The sequence below is a fragment of the Thermobaculum sp. T2p genome, from assembly GCF_059335935.1.
Genome location: NZ_JANZYQ010000018.1, coordinates 16814 through 32586 on the forward strand (window position 1 = coordinate 16814; position 15773 = coordinate 32586).

The following is a 15773-nucleotide window of genomic DNA, read 5'->3' on the forward strand; positions in this document are numbered from 1 at the left end:
CGTCTAACCTCCTGCTCTCAATCTGGGGTTTATGAGGCTTGCGGCGACCTCTCCCAGCAGGTTGGAAGCGATCACCAGCACCGTATATAACGTCACTCCGCCCAGTATGAGCGGATAATCCTGCTGCGCGAAGCCGTCCAGTAGCAGCCTGCCCGTGCCGTAGATCTCGTAGGCGTACTCCACGGGGAATGAGCCCGCTAGGAGTAGTCCCAGAGTGGGGCCTAGGGCTGCCAGCACGGGCGCTAGCGCGTTCTTTAATACGTGCCTGCGATAGATCACAAGCGTACGTAGCCCTTTGGCGCGCGCCGTGCGCACGTAGTCCTTGCCGAGCTCGTCGGCCACCGATGTCCGGGTTATCCGCGCGATGTACCCCCCTGCACCTAGGCCGAGCACCAGGCAGGGCAATAGGTACCCCCTCCAGTCGGCGCCGGTCATCCCCACCGGGAATATGCCGATCGTGTACACCGAGAGCGCTAACAGGAGCGTCATCAGCACCGGCGAAGGGAAGCTGTAGACGAAGGCCGACGTCCAGGAGATAGCGAAGTCCACTAGCCCTCCTCGCACTGCAGCGTAGATGCCCAATGGTATGCCTAGCACGACCGCCAGCAGGAAGGAGATCAGCCCTATCTTTCCGGTGACGGGGAAACGCTCCAACAGTACCTGCCTCACGGGAGCTCCCTGCGAGACGGACTCCCCCCAGTCTAGATGCAATGTGCCCCACAGAAAAGATAGGTATTGACGTAGGGGCGATCCGTGAAGCTCATAGCTTGATCCTCCCCCACCGGGGCCTACGGAAGGCACCTCTCCCCTCAACACATCAAGCAGCGAGCTGCCGCTTGCTAGCCTGAAAGTTATACCTAGGGCGAAGAACGTGAGGGTGATGGTCAACCAGAGGGTGAGCACTCCCCAGAACAGCCTTCTGAGGATGTAACCCAGGAGTCCACTTCCAAGAGTCAACTACAACCTCCTCTACATGCAATGCGGAATGTATTGTTGGTATATCTTTGTTCCAAGCAAAAATTTTGATTCTACCATACAATTAGAATCTATATTCTATACACTTTTTGCTTCCATGAGTCAAGCGCCTGCTTCTCTAGCCTTCGGTCTAGGTGAGAATGATACAAGTTCAAGTGCACTTGAAGTCAAGGTGATCTGCTGTTATCATTTCGGCATGAGCCATATGCCGGATACACACGACATGATCACCATCAGCGAGCTGGCTAGGCGTACAGGGGTTGCACCCTCTGCGCTGCGCTTCTATGAGGAACGGGGATTGATTTGGTCTGTGCGCAACTCCTCAGGTCACAGGAGGTTCCAGCGGGCAACCGCTAGGCGTGTGGCCTTCATCCTGTTTGTCCAACGTTTGGGGTTTACGTTGGAGGAGATCAAGCGAGAGCTGGACAAGCTGCCCAAAGATAGAGTCCCCACCGGCGAGGATTGGAACAGGCTCTCGGAGATCTGGCAGCGCCGGGTAGAGGAGCGAATAGCTGAGCTGGAGAGGCTTAGGGTGGGCCTCACGGAGTGCATAGGCTGTGGCTGTCTCTCGCTCGATCGCTGCAAGATACTCAACCCTGGCGATGTCTTGGCCTCCCATGGCCCAGGTCCAAGGTACTGGCTTGGAGACGACCGCCCTGAGATCGAGTAGGCCTGTAACTACAGCTCAAGCAAGGCTGCTAGACGCAGGCGCTTGTAATCGGCTATCCACAAGCCGTTCTTGTAAAGCTGGGGTCTAAGGAGTGCCTTGATCTCTGCAACAACACCCTCAACACTCTCTGGGGAGAGGTCGCGTAGGAATGGTTGGGCGAATGTAGCTAGCCAGTTATCTATGCCTTGCTCCCCGCCTGGCAGCGGTGTGGGCCGATCGAAGTGGGCGGCGTACACCACCCTAAAGCCAAACTCCTCCAGCAGAGACGCGTACTCTGCCAGCGACGGATAGTACCAGGGATTCCTATCCTCAGCGTCTATGCCTAGCGCTGCGAGTGCCTGACGCAGCGCCTCGTAGATCGAGCGCACGTTGCCCTTACCTCCGAACTCCGCCACGAACCGGCCTCCCGGACGGAGCGATGCCCTCACGACCTGTAGCACCCTGCGTGGCCTGCGCATCCAGTGTAGCGCTGCGTTGGAGAACACCGCATCGAACTCGTGCTCTGTGTGATAGTTTTCGGCATCGGCCACCTCGAAAGTGATGTGGGGGTACTTGCTGCGGGCCATGGTGATCATCTCTGGGGAGATGTCTATCCCCACGACCTCAGCCCCCCGACGAGCGATTTGTTCTGCTAGGTCGCCTGTGCCGCATCCCAGGTCGAGCACGCGCTCTCCTGTGGAGGGGGCAAGTAGTTCTACTAGATCTGTAGCCAGCGCTGACACAAAGGCCAGCTGATCGTCATATGCCTTAGCATCCCATCTTACTTGCATAGGATATTATAGGGTCGGGAGTTGTGCTATGCACAACTCCCGACCCTCGGAGGGATGTGTGGGTTTATCTAACGGTCTTGAGGACCTCGTGCATGTAGACACGCTTGGCCATGAAGTAGTAGATGGCCTGCACCAGGAGAAAGATTGCCAGCACTGTTAGGGCGTACGGCCAGATGTTGGAGTCGAGGGTGTTGGCAAGCGCCTTCATCGCCACCAGGGTGTGAGCTGTGGCCACAGCAAACGGGACAAAGAACATGATCAGCAGCTGGCGCCCTATTACAGTCCCCATCTCGCGCGCGGAGACTCCCAGCTTCCGCAGCGTGGCGTACATAGACCGATCGTCCTGCAGCTCGGTGAACATCCGGAAGTAGATCGCGCTGCCCGCAGCGATGAAGAACAGCACACACACGAACACCGCTATGAAGAGCGTTAGAGAGAACAGCTGCAGCACTGAGTAGTAGGCGTCTATGCGAGAGGACAGCCTAGTGTGCTCGTTCGCGAACAGCTCTCGCTGCAGGTCTTCCGACAACTGCCTGTGGGCGCGCCAGTTGGCCAGCTCCAGCCCGTAGGTAGTGTATACCGAGTCGCGTGCAAGACCATGACTCAGCCATTGGTACTCGGCATCGTCCATCACCAACCATCCAAGAGAGTAGCCATTGAGGGCGCTGGGAGCCCGTCCGACGTTGCCTACCACTCTGTACGCCAGCAGTTGCTTGCCGTTGTTGACCTCCAGCTGAATAGTCTCGCCCTCGCGAAATCTCCAGAACGGTACATCAGCATACTCCTCAGGGTACACGTTGAGGAGTTCACGGCGGCCGAGCGATATCTTCTCCTCGCTAGGGGTCAGGGCGTTGTACGCCGACTCGGGGATGATCATCATACCGTACCTGTCGTGCACCTGCATGATCAGGCCCTGCAGCTTCAGCCTATCGGTGATCTTGCCGCCGTGGGCCTTGATGAACTGCTCTACCCTCTGCTCGAACTGATCACCTTCTCCTGGCACAGTCCAGCTGAACGTCTGGGGGTAGGATTCAGCTATCCTGCTCTTCATGTCCTGCAGGAAGGTGTACAGCGTGCACGATACCGTCAGCGCGACCATACTGAGCATCGTAACCATGAACAGCATGCGGGCGTTGTCCTTGAGCTTGTAACCCAGCTGCGAAACCACTAGCATGTTCGTGCCTCTAAGGTAGCTGCGGCTACTGCGCAGCCTCCTGACCAGCCAGATGCTTGCCTGGGTGAACAGGAAGTAGGTGCCTACGACCACGAGCAGCGTGACCGGCAGGAATCGAATCAATATCTGCGCCTTGGTAGTGGTGTAGGACAGGTAATAAGCCGCGCTCAGGGTGAAGGCCGCCAGCGCACTCAACCAGATGGAGGCCGCCGGCGGGGTCTTGGGTTTGCGTTGCTCCCTGATCTGCTCGATGATCGACTTGGAGCTGAAGCTGAGCATGCTGATCGCAGCGGTCAAGAGGAACAGCCCCATGAACAACCCGAAGGTGAGCTCTACGGCCCGCCACACGATCATGAACCGTAGAGGGCTGTCGATGTAGAGCATATGGGATAGGGCCATCAGGAACAGCTTGGAGAACAAGATCCCCAGGCCTATGCCCAGCACGTTGGCAGCGAGCGCTATGACGCAGGTCTCGATGAGCACCATCCGCCTGATCTGTCCTCCCGTCATGCCAAACAGGGCGAGCAGACCAAACTCTCGGCTGCGCGATCGCAGGAATGCCGACAGCGAGTAGAGTGTGAAGAAGAAGGTGAACACCAGGATGATGATCTGGCAGGCCACTACGCCCTGCACTACCACTTGGGCGTAACGCATGTGGCTGGTGTCCATGTCTGGGTGGTTGGTGAGCGTGGCGTACAGGAAGAAGATCATTACGGAGAAGGTACTGCTCAACAAGAAGGCAGTGTAGCGCCTCCAGTTCCCGCGGATGTTACTTGTAGCTAATTGGTGAAACCTCATCGAAGCTCCCTCCTAGCACGCTTAGAGAATCCAGGATCTGTTGGAAAAATGTCTGTCGGTTACCGGGGCTACGGATCTCAGAGAACAGGCGACCGTCTCGGATGAAGATCACTCTACGGGCGAAGCTCGCGGCGAACGGGTCGTGAGTGACCATCAATATTGTGGCGCCACGCTGCTCGTTCATCTCCCGGAGCGCCGACATCACGCCGTAGGCGGACTTGGAGTCGAGGTTGCCCGTCAGCTCATCGGCGAGCAGCAGCGACGGGTCGTGGATCAGAGCGCGGGCAATGGCCGTGCGCTGGGCCTGACCGCCGGAAACCTCGTAGGGGTACTTGTCCAGGATATCGGCTATGCCCAGCTGGTGCGCTATCTCCTGGAGCTTGGCGTGCATGAGGTGAGGCCTGACCCGATCCAGCACCAGCGGCAGCAGGATGTTCTCCCTGATGCTCAGTGTGTCCAAGAGGTTGAAGTCCTGGAATACAAAGCCCAGCTCCCGCCTGCGAAACAGCGCTAGCTGCCCCTCTCGTAAGCTAGATAGGTCCTGGCCGTTGATCATTATGCTGCCCGAGGTGGGGCGATCTATCGTCGCCAGCAGGTTCAGGAGCGTGGTCTTGCCCGAGCCGGAAGGCCCCATTATCCCGACGAACTCGCCCCGCTCGACGTAGAGGGTGACGTCGTCCAGCGCCTTGTGCAGCCTGCCCCTGCCTGGGGTGCCATAGACCTTCGTCAGGTTCCTGGCGTGCAACACGATTCGGGATGTATCCCTGTGCGTGCTCACGGTATGGCTTGCGGTCATTTACGAACTCCTCTCGATGGGTTTTACATCCCTAGGATACCTAGGACCTACCGTGGTTGCCTGCTCCTAAGCTTACGTTCGGAGGCTGCAATCTTACGTTTTTGTAAGTTGGAAGGTTAGATATGCGTCCTCGATAAGGATGTTATGCTGCGCGATTCGAAAGCTATGGTGAAGGCTGAGCCTTTCCCTGGATCCGAGGAGACCTCCATGATGTGCCCCAGGTTGTCCAGCACCTGCCGCACAAGGTACAGGCCCATGCCAGTGGACTCGTTCGTCCTGCGGCCATTTTCTCCTGTGAAGAACGGCTCGAATATACGGGGCAGATCCTCTGGAGGGATACCCACGCCCTCGTCCCTTACGGTCAGCAGTGTGCGACCTTCATCGGAGGTGATCTCCAGGTCCACGTGCAGGCCACTCATCTGCTTGAGGCGGGAGTACTTGATGGCGTTGGAGAGGAGCTGGCCTATCACGAAGCGCATCCACTTGGGGTCAGTCTGGACCTCCGCTGTATCTGCGCTTGCCGTGATCCTAGGGTTGATACCGTTACGCACGAAGGCGTTCAGGCGCTCGCGCACGCACTCCCGCACCAGCTGTACCAGGTCGACGGTACGCGGTCGTAAGTCGGTATCGAACTTGTCTATTCGAGCGGCGTGGAGCAGCATCTCTAGACCCTCCGACAGCCTCTCTTTCTCCTCCGCAAGGCTTTCTAGCCACTCTGGATCCACACCATCGGGAGCCTGCTGGATCAGCAGGTCTATTACCGATACCGGAGATTTCATTTGGTGCACCCAAAGTTGAGCGTACTCAAGATGCCTCTCGAGAGCGTGTTTGTTCTCCTGGAGACGGTTGGTATACAGCTGATGAGAGCTTTCCAGGAGGGCTATCAGCGCTTCCTCCTCACCTGTCACAGCGCTGTGCACGCGCAGAGGATCGTCGATTTGCCCCTTGGTAGATAGCAGCTCGCGGCGGAGCGGGGTATGGCGTATGTAGTCGTAGGCCAGGTAGACTACCAGGCACAGGATGCAGAGCAGGAAGATGTACAACACGTCGCCCCGGTCGAGCACGCCCAACCTGATAATGGCTATCGAGAGCGCACTGCTCAGCAGGAAGAGCGCTCCTACCATCATCCTGTCTCTCAGATACCTTGAGAGGCTCAGGCGATCGCTCAAGGGATGCTTGGTCACCTCCGAGGGGGCGTGGCGGGTGGTACTATCGTATCTCATCGTCCTGCCTTTCCGTCTGCAGTCGGTAGCCGTAGCCTCTCACAGTCTCTATGGCCTGCTGGAGGCCGATGCCCTCCAGCTTCTGGCGCAGACGCGCCACGTTGACCGTTAGGGTGTTGTCGTCCACGTACTGCGAGTCCTCCCAGAGCGCCTCCAGCAGGGCGCTTCTGCTGACCACCTTGCCCGCCTGCTGTAGCAGCAGCCTCAGCAGCAAGAACTCGTTGCGCGTCAGCTGCACGCTCCGCCCTGCATGCTCCGCCACGAGGCGTGAGGCGTCCAGCAACAGTCCTCCGGCCGCCTGCACCTCCGCGGTGGATGGTGAGGAGTACTCGCCGTATGTCCTGCGCAGCTGGCTGTGGACCTTGGCCAGCGCCACTTCCAGGCTGAAGGGCTTGACCAGGTAGTCGTCGCCCCCGTTCTCTATGGCCCTGACCTGATCCATGTCGTCCGACCGCGCGGAGATATAGATCACCGGCACGCTCGACACTGTGCGGATCTGCCTACACCAGTAGAAGCCATCGTAGTACGGTAGGTTGATGTCCAAGATCACCAGGTGGGGACGGATCTCGAGGAACTCTGACTTCACCTGCCTAAGGTCCTGAGCGATGTGCACCTGGTGGCCGTACCTCTCCAGGTGCCGGGCCAGCATATCGGCTATCTTGGGCTCGTCCTCTACAATGTATATCCTGTACACGCACTTGCTCCGTCGCTAGCATCTATGATAGGTCGGTGTTGTCCTGGAGACAAGTGCTGCTAACCCTCGGCGGCGACGATCTCTCCGTGCCTTAGGATGGGGACCACCTCTGTGACGTCGAGTTGTGCGCAGTACTCCACCTCCTCCTGCCTGCCAGTGTTCTGGAGATGCCTGTCACTCCAGGATGTGAGCAGCAACTTTGTCCTATCCTGTACGCAGGACTCCCAGGCACCAAGCGCCACCGCGGCCTCCGCGGACAGGTCCGCCGACAGAGCGTCGATCACGGCTCCTGCCCCCAATAGGTCCTCCGCAGCAAACAGTAGACGAGGAGGGGATTCGGGATCGAAGTCAGTGCTGAGCTCTCCGGCGGCCACCACCGTGACTCCCTTGCCTAGTGACCCTGCCAGCGCACCGGCATACCTTGCCGCCGCCGAGGCGTTGAGCAGCGCACCCAGCACCAAGTACGGGTAGCCCCTGACGCTGGAGAGCAGCCGACCACTGTTGGAGGATGGGTACACCACCCTTGTACCCGTGACCGCATATCTTGGATACCATAGTGGGGAGTCGGTGGGCTTGCCAGCCTCGTAGCCCTCCTTGGAGCTGCTCACCACGGGCAACCTCAGTGCCGCCGCCAAGCCCTCGGCCTCCAAGCGCCCTGGTGCCGGGATGACACTTACTCCCACCCGGACAGCTGCCACAGCCGTGGAGCAGAAGCGGAGCACGTCCACCAGCACCACTACGTCCTCACGACGGACGGCCTTGAGCAGTCCTTCGGCTCCCCAATCCAATGTACACAACATAGCCCTTCCTAGTGTAAAATAGGCCGCAAAGCGATATACTTATTAAAATAAAGCACAAAGGGGTGATGCATACCAATCACATATGGACGTTTCATCATCGATAGCCCTTATAGCAGCTGTTATATTTGTCTTAGCCAACGCCTTCTTCGTAGCCTCCGAGTTTGCGATAGTCGCAGTCCGCAGATCCCGACTGGAACAGCTGGCCTCCGAGGGTAATACCACCGCCAAGATCGCCCTGTACATGGTCGAGCATCTCGATGCCTACATCGCCGCCTGCCAGCTTGGCATCACCATGGCCTCGCTGGCCTTGGGATGGATCGGCGAGCCTGCGTTCGCGCACTTGATAGAGCCTCCGCTCGAGGGGCTGGTGGGGCGCTTTGCGCCCCAGTTAGCACACGGCATATCCATCGGCGTCGCCTTCACCATCATCACCGCCATGCACATCGTCGTGGGAGAGCTCGCCCCGAAGGGACTGGCCATCCAGAAGACCGAGAGCACGGTGTTGTGGGTAGCCCGACCGCTGACCATCTTCTATCGAGTGTTCAAGTGGCCGATCACGGCGCTCAACGCCATAGGCAACGGTATATTGATGCTTTTTGGCCTGCAACCCGCCACCGAGACCGAGAACATCCACAGTGTGGAGGAGCTGCGCTTCTTGGTGCGCGGCATGCGCGAGGCCGGGGTGGTGGAACCTTCCGAGGCCCGTATAGCCACCAGGGCCTTCGAGTTCGCGGACGTCACCGCGGGCAGCGTGATGACCCCGCGCACTGAGCTGGAGGCTGTGCCGGTGGACATACCGCTTGATCAGCTGGTGGCCAGGGCCGCAACCGCTCAGCACTCGCGCCTGCTGGTGTACGATGGCGATCTCGATAACATCTTGGGGGATGTGCACGTCCACGATATCCTGAGGGCCGTGTACTCCAGGAAGCCCGTGAGGCTGCGCGACCTCATAAGGCCGGCGTTGCTCGTGCCTGAGAGCAAGCCCGCGGACGACCTCCTGGAGGAGATGAGGAAGGCCAGGCGCCCGATAGCCGTGGTGGTGGACGAGTATGGCGGTACCGCCGGTATAGTTACCATCGAGGACCTCGTCGAGGTGCTGGTGGGACCCATAGAGGAGGAGCTGCCGCCGGGCGTGAGGGAGGCCATGCGGCCGGAGGAGCCTCAGGTGCTCGACGGCCTCATGCGCCTCCGGGAGCTGGAGGAGATGCTGGGCGTGGAGATCGAGGAGGAGGATCACGTTGAGACCCTCGGAGGGCTCATCATGGCCCGGCTTGGGCGCATCCCTCAGGAGGGGGACGAGGTCGAGGTAGCAGGGCACAAGCTGCGCGTCGAGAAGATGGATGGTATGAGGGTGGACTCGGTCAGGCTCCTAAGCTAGCCTTATTTGTCCTATAGGGGATAGCAATCGCCAGCCCACCTGGCTAGAATAGACGCATAGCTGTGTTCCTTTATGGGACTTACATCTAAGTATTATTAGGAGGGGATATCTAAATGGAGCTACCTCCAGGTTATGCTGAACCCATTAGTGGAAGGGAGTTCGATCCTGCAAACTTCCCGCAGTCCTTCTGGCGGACCACCGCGGACGTGCTGCTCCGGCCGATAGAGTTCTTCCGGGAGCTTCCCAGGCAGGCTGGATATGGCAGGCCGATCGTGTATTATGCGACGGCGCTGGTAATCTACGCCGTGCTCACCTTCCTCCTGTCCCTGCTGCTTCCGACGGCCAGCGTAGACAGGTTTTTGGGTGGACAATCGGCCAGCCAGGAGCCAACCGTCGCCATGGAGCTATTGACGATGATCCTGACGGTGGCCTTCGGCCTCATGGGCCTGTTCATAGGTGCTGGCTTCATCCACGTAGGGGTGCTGCTCTTTGGGCAGCCACAAAGCCCCAGCTACGAGACCACCACCCGCCTGACAGCCTATGTTTCCGGAGCAACCTACATGATCTCCTGGATCCCGTTCATCGGATGGCTGGCCAGTCTGTACGCTATCTACCTTTATATCGTGGCAGTGCGCGAGCAGTACGGGATGAGTACAGGTAGGGCGGCTGCGGCGGTGCTGGTGCCAGGTCTGTTCCTCCTGTTGGTCGTGTGCCTCTGCATAGCTGTGGTGGGTGCGGCCCTGTTCGCCGCTCTAAGTAGCGTGCGGACATCGCCGTAGATCCTGCTTGTGAGCACGTGGATTTTTTCGGGTTCTGAGTTACAATAGCCGCCGGCGGAAGTTGAAAGGAGGCTTTGTAGATGAGGAAAAACCACGTGCTGGAGAAGTTGCGAGCTGGTCAACCCTCGGTGGGGATGTGGCTTTCCCTGCCCAGTCCCGAGGCGGCCGAGTACGTGAGCCGCCTCGGGGTGGACTGGTTGGTCGTTGATGCCGAGCACAGCGCGGTGGATATACGCACGCTAGCCCTGATGTTCATGGCGATCAACGGCTCGCCGGCGGCTCCCATGGTGCGCATCCCATGGAACACGGCGGAGACGTTCAAGCGAGTCCTTGACGCCGGTGCTTGGGGTGTAGTCGTGCCCATGCTCAAGAGCCGGCAGGAGGCGGAGGATGCGGTCAGCTCTCTTCGATACCCACCGGTCGGGGTTAGGTCGGTGGGAGGAGGGAGGCACGCCATCAGCTTTGATACCACCGCCGGTGAGTACTATGAGCACGCCAACGAAGAGATCCTGCTGGCGGTGCAGATAGAGCACATCGACGGCGTCGAGCGCGCAGACGACATACTATCCGTGCCCGGGATAGATGTCTGCTTCGTGGGCCCCAACGACCTCGCTGCCTCCATGGGGGTCGGCCTGGGCGCTGGATTGGAGTGCGACGATCCCAGGGTGGTGGAGGCCATAGATCACGTGCTGCAGACCTGCCGACGTCACGGAGTTGCCCCCGGCATCCACTGCTCCAACGCTGACGCGGTCAACATGCGCATCGAGCAGGGCTTCCTGTTCTGCGGCATGGCCAGCGAGCTGCGGTACATGCTCAACGGCATCTCCACCGACATCCGCAAGATCCGTCTCGAGGTGCCATCACAGCCCGCGTCCCATGGCCCACAGGTGCAGTACTAAGAGCTTGGTGTCCCGTGAGCCGGGAGCGGCCACCGAGCGGAATAGGGCATGGATTACCCCTTACGAGTTCTGCTGATGGCCGATCCAGCTGTTTGGGGTGGCTGCCGGGAGAGGTCTTGGTGGATGGGTTGCACACTTGGGGCACAAGCGATGGACACTCCTGCTTGATGCCGTCCTTCTAATTAGCATTATGGGGTGGTCTCTGGGAAAACCTGCAGAGGTGCTGCCCGGCACCTCTACTCGTCCATATTATGGTCTCTACGCTGCTTGCTTGCGTATGGGGCAAAAGAGCTGAGGAACCTGATCGGTCTTGAGGATTCGGATATGGTGTTTGATGGAGACACGAATATATCGCAACCGGCTCAGCAGGAGGTTTTTCTCCGTCTCAGATATATTTGGGCGGATCTCGAGCAGGTCCAAGAGTCCGTAATTGGCAGCCAGAAGCTGTAAAGAACGCACGTCTGCAGGACTTGCATATCCGGCCAGCACCAGCTTGAACATCATCCCCCGGGCCCTTAACTTCGCGCTGGCCTCGAATAGGCTATTGAAGTCAGCCTTGTCCCAGCTAGATAAACGTCCCAGGAAGAGTGCAACGGGAGTTTCATCCCACATCAATGACGCACGCGCAATCCTTTTGGGTATGGGTTGTACGCAAGGGACACCATAAGGAATTACCTGTATGTTAGGTGGAGGCGTGTCTACACCGATGAGCGATGACATATTATCCCAATGGCTCAGAAATACCTCCTTTACAGCGTTGCTCGGAGCTATTATCGTGTCCGTTGGCCTACGAGGGGCAGCTAAGGAGGCTATGAATGCTGGCAACTGGCTGGGATAGCCGATGCCGTGCATCAAGGTTACTATAGGAAACGTCTTGCCGAAGGCTGCCCTTAGCACTGCCGGCTTCCAAAGGTGAGGTCTTGCTGGCTCGAACCACACCAAGTCTTGGACGTCCAACCAATGCCCTAGGCTGGTGAAAGATAAAGAGATCGTCCCCGGTATACTTGGCTTCTCAGCTCCTATCACCGCGAACTCGTGCACATCTGGGTGACCTACCATCCTCTCGCATAGCCACTTGGTTAGCAGTAACCTGCCGTGGATGGGAACATTAGGAGTGCCTGCGCTCGTAAGCTGCTTAGGCAGTAGGTCTTCCCACAAGAACGTGCCGATCCTTATCCTATGGTTCGGGTCCGGATGCTGGGTGGTTACGTCTCCATTATCTATACCAGTTGGCTTGCATGTTGAACATCTCGGCATAGTATCCACCAAGAGCTAGGAGTTGTGAGTGATCGCCCTGTTCCACTACTGTGCCATTTACGAGCACTACTATGTGATCTGCCATGCTAACGGTGCTGAATCTGTGACTTATGATGATTGCAGTACGGCCTTCGATCAGCTTGCGAAAGCGGTCGAACAGCTGCCTCTCGGCCTGTGCATCCAGGGCCGCGGTCGGCTCATCAAGGATCACCAGCCGGGCATCACGCACAAACGCCCTAGCTAGCGCGACCTTCTGCCATTCCCCGCCAGATAGCTCCACCCCTCCCTCGAACATGCGTGTTAATTGCGTATTGTACCCCTGAGGCAGCCTCTTGGCCGTTTGATCAGCTCCGGATAATTCGGCCGCCATTATGATACGATCTTGGGATATCTTTCCTGAAGGATCTCCCACGGCTATGTTCTCACCCAGGGTGAGCGCAAAGTGGGCGAAATCCTGATAAACTACGGCGATGCTGTTGCGGAGCGATTCCAGGTCGTAATTCCAGATCGGGGTACCGTTGACCAAAACGGCACCTTCTTGAGGATCATACATCCTTGTAATCAACTTGACTATAGTGCTCTTGCCAGCTCCGTTGGCCCCGACCAGTGCAGTTACCTTGCCCCGAGGTGCTGTGAAGCTGACTCCGGCAAGGGCTTGTCTCTGGCTGTTTGGATAGCTGAAACTCACTTGTCGGAACTCTATGGAGAAGGACGATCGAGGTGCAGCGATGCCTCGGTGTGTGCCGGGCAACCTTATTGCCGGCTGCGCCCCATCGATGAAGCTGAACAGATCCTGCAGATAGATGCGGGCATCAAAGAGCATGCTTACCCACATTGGAAGCGTGATCAACTCTGCTTGTGCTGTCATGATGGCAAACAGGTAGAAAACTACATCCCCCACATTCAGGCTGCCTTTGGCAGCCTGCGAAGCGACGTACCAGATACCGAGCGACAGTCCAGCTGCATGTAAGCCTGCCATTAGCAGGGAAATTTTCGTACCCCGCAATCTGATACGTGTCATTTCGGATAGAGTAGCGTGGAGGAATTTGTCGAATCTACCGATTAAGAAGTTCGCCAATCCGAATACCCTAACCTCCTTGGCCGATTGAGGTTCTGTTGCCAGGCGCATGCAGTAATCCATCTCGCGTGCAGATCTCGATAGCGCCTTCATCTCCTGATATGCCAATAGGTTATGCTTATTTACGACTATCATATGCGGCAGGATGAGCATTATCATTGCGATCGGCAGTAATGGATGTAGCGTACCGATGAAGATTATGATCCCCAGCAGGATTATTAGCTTACCTAGTATTTCCTGGAAGGCTGAGAATATCTTGGGCAGGAACAACGCGGACGCCTCTAGGGCCCACATACGGTCGATGTAAGGTGGGCTTTCTACTTGATAGAGATCAACCATCTGCTCTGAAGCCACCATCAGCGCGCGGTCGATGCTGCCCACGGTACGGTCCTCCAGCCACGAAGACGTCGTATCTAAGAGCGGCCTTAGGGCGGCTGATGCTAAGAACGTGGAGACGTACAACAGCGCTAGGGGAAGTATATGTTTGATGGGGGAAGATGACGTGACTGCGTTCACGACAAGCTTAGCTAGCCACACCTGGATCAAAGGTATAATCGCCACCACTACTATCAGGCAGATGTAAGCCAGCAGCCTGCCGATCGAATCGGATGCGAGCAACTTGAACCCTCTGTAGTAGAGAGCTGCGGCCGACATCGCTCCACTCCCAAGTTGGATCAGCCTGGATATAGGATCGCTCTGGTGCTGCTCGTTCTGCTTACCTTTCATATTGCATATGGCGATGATTGTGCGTTATACCTCTTTGCATACTCCCCCCCTAACTCCATCAACTCCTCGTGGGTGCCTTCCTCTCGCACTGTCCCGTCGTCTATAAACAGGATCCGATCCGCCATCTTGACGGTGGAGAACCTATGGCTGATCAACAACACCATCTTGCCGCCAGTTAGATTGCTGAACCTGGAATATAGTTCGTTCTCAGTGTAAACATCCAGGGCTGCGGTGGGCTCGTCTAGAATTAGTATCTGGGCATCACGGAAAAACGCCCTAGCTAGAGCGATCTTCTGCCATTCCCCGCCAGATAGGTCGGTGTCACCTAACTCGCGTCCCAGGCGCGTGTGTATCCATTTGGGGAGTTTTGCCGTTAGTTGGTATGCATCGGCTCTCTGTAAGGCTAGCAGCAACCGATCTTGATCCTCCATCCCGCTGATATCTGCGATGGCTACGTTTTCCTTGACGGTAAACTCATAGCGAACAAAGTCTTGGAATATAGCCGACATCCTGCTTCTTAGATCATCTAGATCGTAATCCTTTAGGTCCACACCATCCAGAAGTATTTGGCCCTCCTGCGGATCGTAGAACCGCAGGAGCAGCTTGACTATCGTGGTCTTGCCTGCACCGTTTGGTCCAACTAGTGCCAAAGCCTGGCCTGGCTTCCACGTGAACGAGATGCCCTTCAAAACAGGGCTGTCGCTGCCGGGATAGGTAAACCATACGTCCTGGAACTTGATTCCCCTCTCGATGGTGTGGGGTACACGCCGATGGCTTTGGGTCTGCGGTAGATCCTCTGGCTCGTCGAGCAGCTTGAACAAGCTTGGTAGAAATACGACGAACTTCGGTAGCTGGCCCAAGGTGCTGCTCAATTCCAGTAGGCTGGACTGTATCAACGTGGCTGCACCGCCGTACAGCACCAAGTCTCCTACCTGAGAGGGGTTTCGCGTCAGGTTCCATATTAGGTACATATATACCCCGGCTATGCCCAGGGCTGAAACGGTTGAGGCTAAGGATAGTCTTACGGAGAGCCCCCGGCGTACTTTGTCTAGCTGTCCTAATGTGTGTTCGAAGCTGCTGGCGTATCTAAGCTGGAAGTAGGGCCAGAGCCAATATGAGCGGACGTCCTTGGCAACATCTGGAGTTAGTTGAGTTCTCTTCCAGTAACCAAGTTTACGAGATTCCGGCGTCTGTGTGTATAGATGTCTAGTGGTGCTAGTGCCGTATCTCCATCTGGCAAGCATTTGGGGCAGTGCGGTCGCCAACACCAACGGAAGCGCCAGAGGGTGTAGATGTGCCAGTGTTGCAGCCAGCCCTACCATGGTACAGAGGTTGAGGAAGGCGCTGGTGCTCGCCGATAGCATCTCCACGCCGCTCTGAGAAGCGTGCCTGCGAACACGCTCCCAGTCATCGGCTATCTGCGGATCCTCGAAATGCGCCAGTCCGGGCCATTTGCTGGAAGCCAGTAATAGTTTTCTGTTGACCTGACCGGTAACGCGATCTGCCAGTATGCTCCTGAGGGTATCATTCAATGGTGCTAGGATCTGCCCTAGGGTAATTATCAAGACCGCTATTAGTATCAGGTATCCTAGGTGGGGTGACCAAACATGACTGCTTGAGTAGCGTCCAGATAGATTGGTAGCTATCCCGTCGACAACCAGCTTTGAGGCTACTAGCTCGGCCGTTGGTAGGATAGCTCGTAGAATGGTCGTTAACAATATACCTAATGTTAGGCTGGGGCTAGTATGCCAAACCA

Annotated in this window: 14 protein-coding genes; 4 read left to right on the forward strand and 10 right to left on the reverse strand. The window is 57.3% G+C overall.

Going from position 1 to position 15773, the window contains the following annotated elements:
- Positions 1 to 3: 3 nt before the first annotated feature.
- Positions 4 to 957: an ABC transporter permease gene (locus N2245_RS08780; RefSeq protein ID WP_494536359.1), complete on the reverse strand. Its 954-nt coding sequence runs from the start codon at positions 955 to 957 to the stop codon at positions 4 to 6.
- Between the two features lie 223 nt (positions 958 to 1180).
- On the opposite strand from N2245_RS08780, the gene soxR reads away from it, so the two are divergent.
- Positions 1181 to 1645, forward strand: coding sequence for a redox-sensitive transcriptional activator SoxR (gene soxR, locus N2245_RS08785; RefSeq protein WP_494536360.1), 465 nt, complete (start codon positions 1181 to 1183; stop codon positions 1643 to 1645).
- Positions 1646 to 1653: 8 nt separating this feature from the next.
- On the opposite strand, the gene N2245_RS08790 is transcribed toward soxR, so the two are convergent.
- The 6 genes from N2245_RS08790 to N2245_RS08815 form a co-directional block, all read right to left on the reverse strand.
- Entirely contained in the window at positions 1654 to 2415 is a 762-nt protein-coding gene (locus N2245_RS08790) for a class I SAM-dependent methyltransferase (RefSeq protein ID WP_494536361.1), read from the reverse strand.
- 64 nt (positions 2416 to 2479) lie between these two features.
- Positions 2480 to 4387, reverse strand: coding sequence for an ABC transporter permease (locus N2245_RS08795; RefSeq protein WP_494536362.1), 1908 nt, complete (start codon positions 4385 to 4387; stop codon positions 2480 to 2482).
- Positions 4359 to 5183 (reverse strand): ABC transporter ATP-binding protein, encoded by an 825-nt coding sequence (locus N2245_RS08800; RefSeq protein WP_494536363.1) that lies wholly within the window; start codon positions 5181 to 5183, stop codon positions 4359 to 4361. Before N2245_RS08800 ends, N2245_RS08795 begins: the two co-directional genes overlap by 29 nt.
- A gap of 116 nt (positions 5184 to 5299) precedes the next feature.
- Positions 5300 to 6406, reverse strand: coding sequence for a sensor histidine kinase (locus N2245_RS08805; protein WP_494536364.1), 1107 nt, complete (start codon positions 6404 to 6406; stop codon positions 5300 to 5302).
- Positions 6393 to 7100 (reverse strand): response regulator transcription factor, encoded by a 708-nt coding sequence (locus N2245_RS08810; RefSeq protein ID WP_494536365.1) that lies wholly within the window; start codon positions 7098 to 7100, stop codon positions 6393 to 6395. The genes N2245_RS08805 and N2245_RS08810 overlap by 14 nt, the downstream gene beginning before the upstream one ends.
- Before the next feature lie 59 nt (positions 7101 to 7159).
- On the reverse strand, positions 7160 to 7900 hold the full coding sequence (locus tag N2245_RS08815) for a 2-phosphosulfolactate phosphatase (RefSeq protein WP_494536366.1): 741 nt from the start codon (positions 7898 to 7900) through the stop codon (positions 7160 to 7162).
- 82 nt (positions 7901 to 7982) lie between these two features.
- Between N2245_RS08815 and N2245_RS08820 the strand changes: the two genes are divergently transcribed.
- From N2245_RS08820 to N2245_RS08830, 3 genes are all read left to right on the forward strand, one after another.
- On the forward strand, positions 7983 to 9278 hold the full coding sequence (locus tag N2245_RS08820) for a hemolysin family protein (RefSeq protein WP_494536367.1): 1296 nt from the start codon (positions 7983 to 7985) through the stop codon (positions 9276 to 9278).
- A gap of 113 nt (positions 9279 to 9391) precedes the next feature.
- A complete protein-coding gene (locus N2245_RS08825; RefSeq protein ID WP_494536368.1) occupies positions 9392 to 10057 on the forward strand; it encodes a YIP1 family protein in 666 nt (221 codons plus the stop codon).
- 80 nt (positions 10058 to 10137) lie between these two features.
- Complete coding sequence (locus N2245_RS08830; protein WP_494536369.1) at positions 10138 to 10956, forward strand: HpcH/HpaI aldolase family protein; 819 nt, start codon at positions 10138 to 10140, stop codon at positions 10954 to 10956.
- Between the two features lie 258 nt (positions 10957 to 11214).
- Here N2245_RS08830 and N2245_RS08835 read toward each other — a convergent pair whose 3' ends face one another.
- The 3 genes from N2245_RS08835 to N2245_RS08845 form a co-directional block, all read right to left on the reverse strand.
- Complete coding sequence (locus N2245_RS08835; protein ID WP_494536370.1) at positions 11215 to 12213, reverse strand: glycosyltransferase family protein; 999 nt, start codon at positions 12211 to 12213, stop codon at positions 11215 to 11217.
- Entirely contained in the window at positions 12173 to 13945 is a 1773-nt protein-coding gene (locus N2245_RS08840) for an ABC transporter ATP-binding protein (protein ID WP_494536371.1), read from the reverse strand. The genes N2245_RS08835 and N2245_RS08840 overlap by 41 nt, the downstream gene beginning before the upstream one ends.
- Before the next feature lie 68 nt (positions 13946 to 14013).
- The gene (locus tag N2245_RS08845) at positions 14014 to 15735 is read right to left on the reverse strand and encodes an ABC transporter ATP-binding protein (RefSeq protein WP_494536372.1); all 1722 of its coding nucleotides are present in this window, start codon (positions 15733 to 15735) and stop codon (positions 14014 to 14016) included.
- Positions 15736 to 15773 lie beyond the last annotated feature (38 nt).

What these genes read in the sequence shown, in the direction of transcription:
- N2245_RS08815 (WP_494536366.1), bottom strand. Translation starts at nt 7,900, where the DNA reads ATGTTGTGTACATTGGATTGGGGAGCCGAAGGACTGCTCAAGGCCGTC.
- N2245_RS08825 (WP_494536368.1), top strand. Translation starts at nt 9,392, where the DNA reads ATGGAGCTACCTCCAGGTTATGCTGAACCCATTAGTGGAAGGGAGTTC.
- N2245_RS08800 (WP_494536363.1), bottom strand. Translation starts at nt 5,183, where the DNA reads ATGACCGCAAGCCATACCGTGAGCACGCACAGGGATACATCCCGAATC.
- N2245_RS08830 (WP_494536369.1), top strand. Translation starts at nt 10,138, where the DNA reads ATGAGGAAAAACCACGTGCTGGAGAAGTTGCGAGCTGGTCAACCCTCG.
- N2245_RS08820 (WP_494536367.1), top strand. Translation starts at nt 7,983, where the DNA reads ATGGACGTTTCATCATCGATAGCCCTTATAGCAGCTGTTATATTTGTC.
- N2245_RS08805 (WP_494536364.1), bottom strand. Translation starts at nt 6,406, where the DNA reads ATGAGATACGATAGTACCACCCGCCACGCCCCCTCGGAGGTGACCAAG.
- N2245_RS08840 (WP_494536371.1), bottom strand. Translation starts at nt 13,945, where the DNA reads ATGTCGGCCGCAGCTCTCTACTACAGAGGGTTCAAGTTGCTCGCATCC.
- N2245_RS08790 (WP_494536361.1), bottom strand. Translation starts at nt 2,415, where the DNA reads ATGCAAGTAAGATGGGATGCTAAGGCATATGACGATCAGCTGGCCTTT.
- soxR (WP_494536360.1), top strand. Translation starts at nt 1,181, where the DNA reads ATGCCGGATACACACGACATGATCACCATCAGCGAGCTGGCTAGGCGT.
- N2245_RS08795 (WP_494536362.1), bottom strand. Translation starts at nt 4,387, where the DNA reads ATGAGGTTTCACCAATTAGCTACAAGTAACATCCGCGGGAACTGGAGG.
- N2245_RS08835 (WP_494536370.1), bottom strand. Translation starts at nt 12,213, where the DNA reads ATGCCGAGATGTTCAACATGCAAGCCAACTGGTATAGATAATGGAGAC.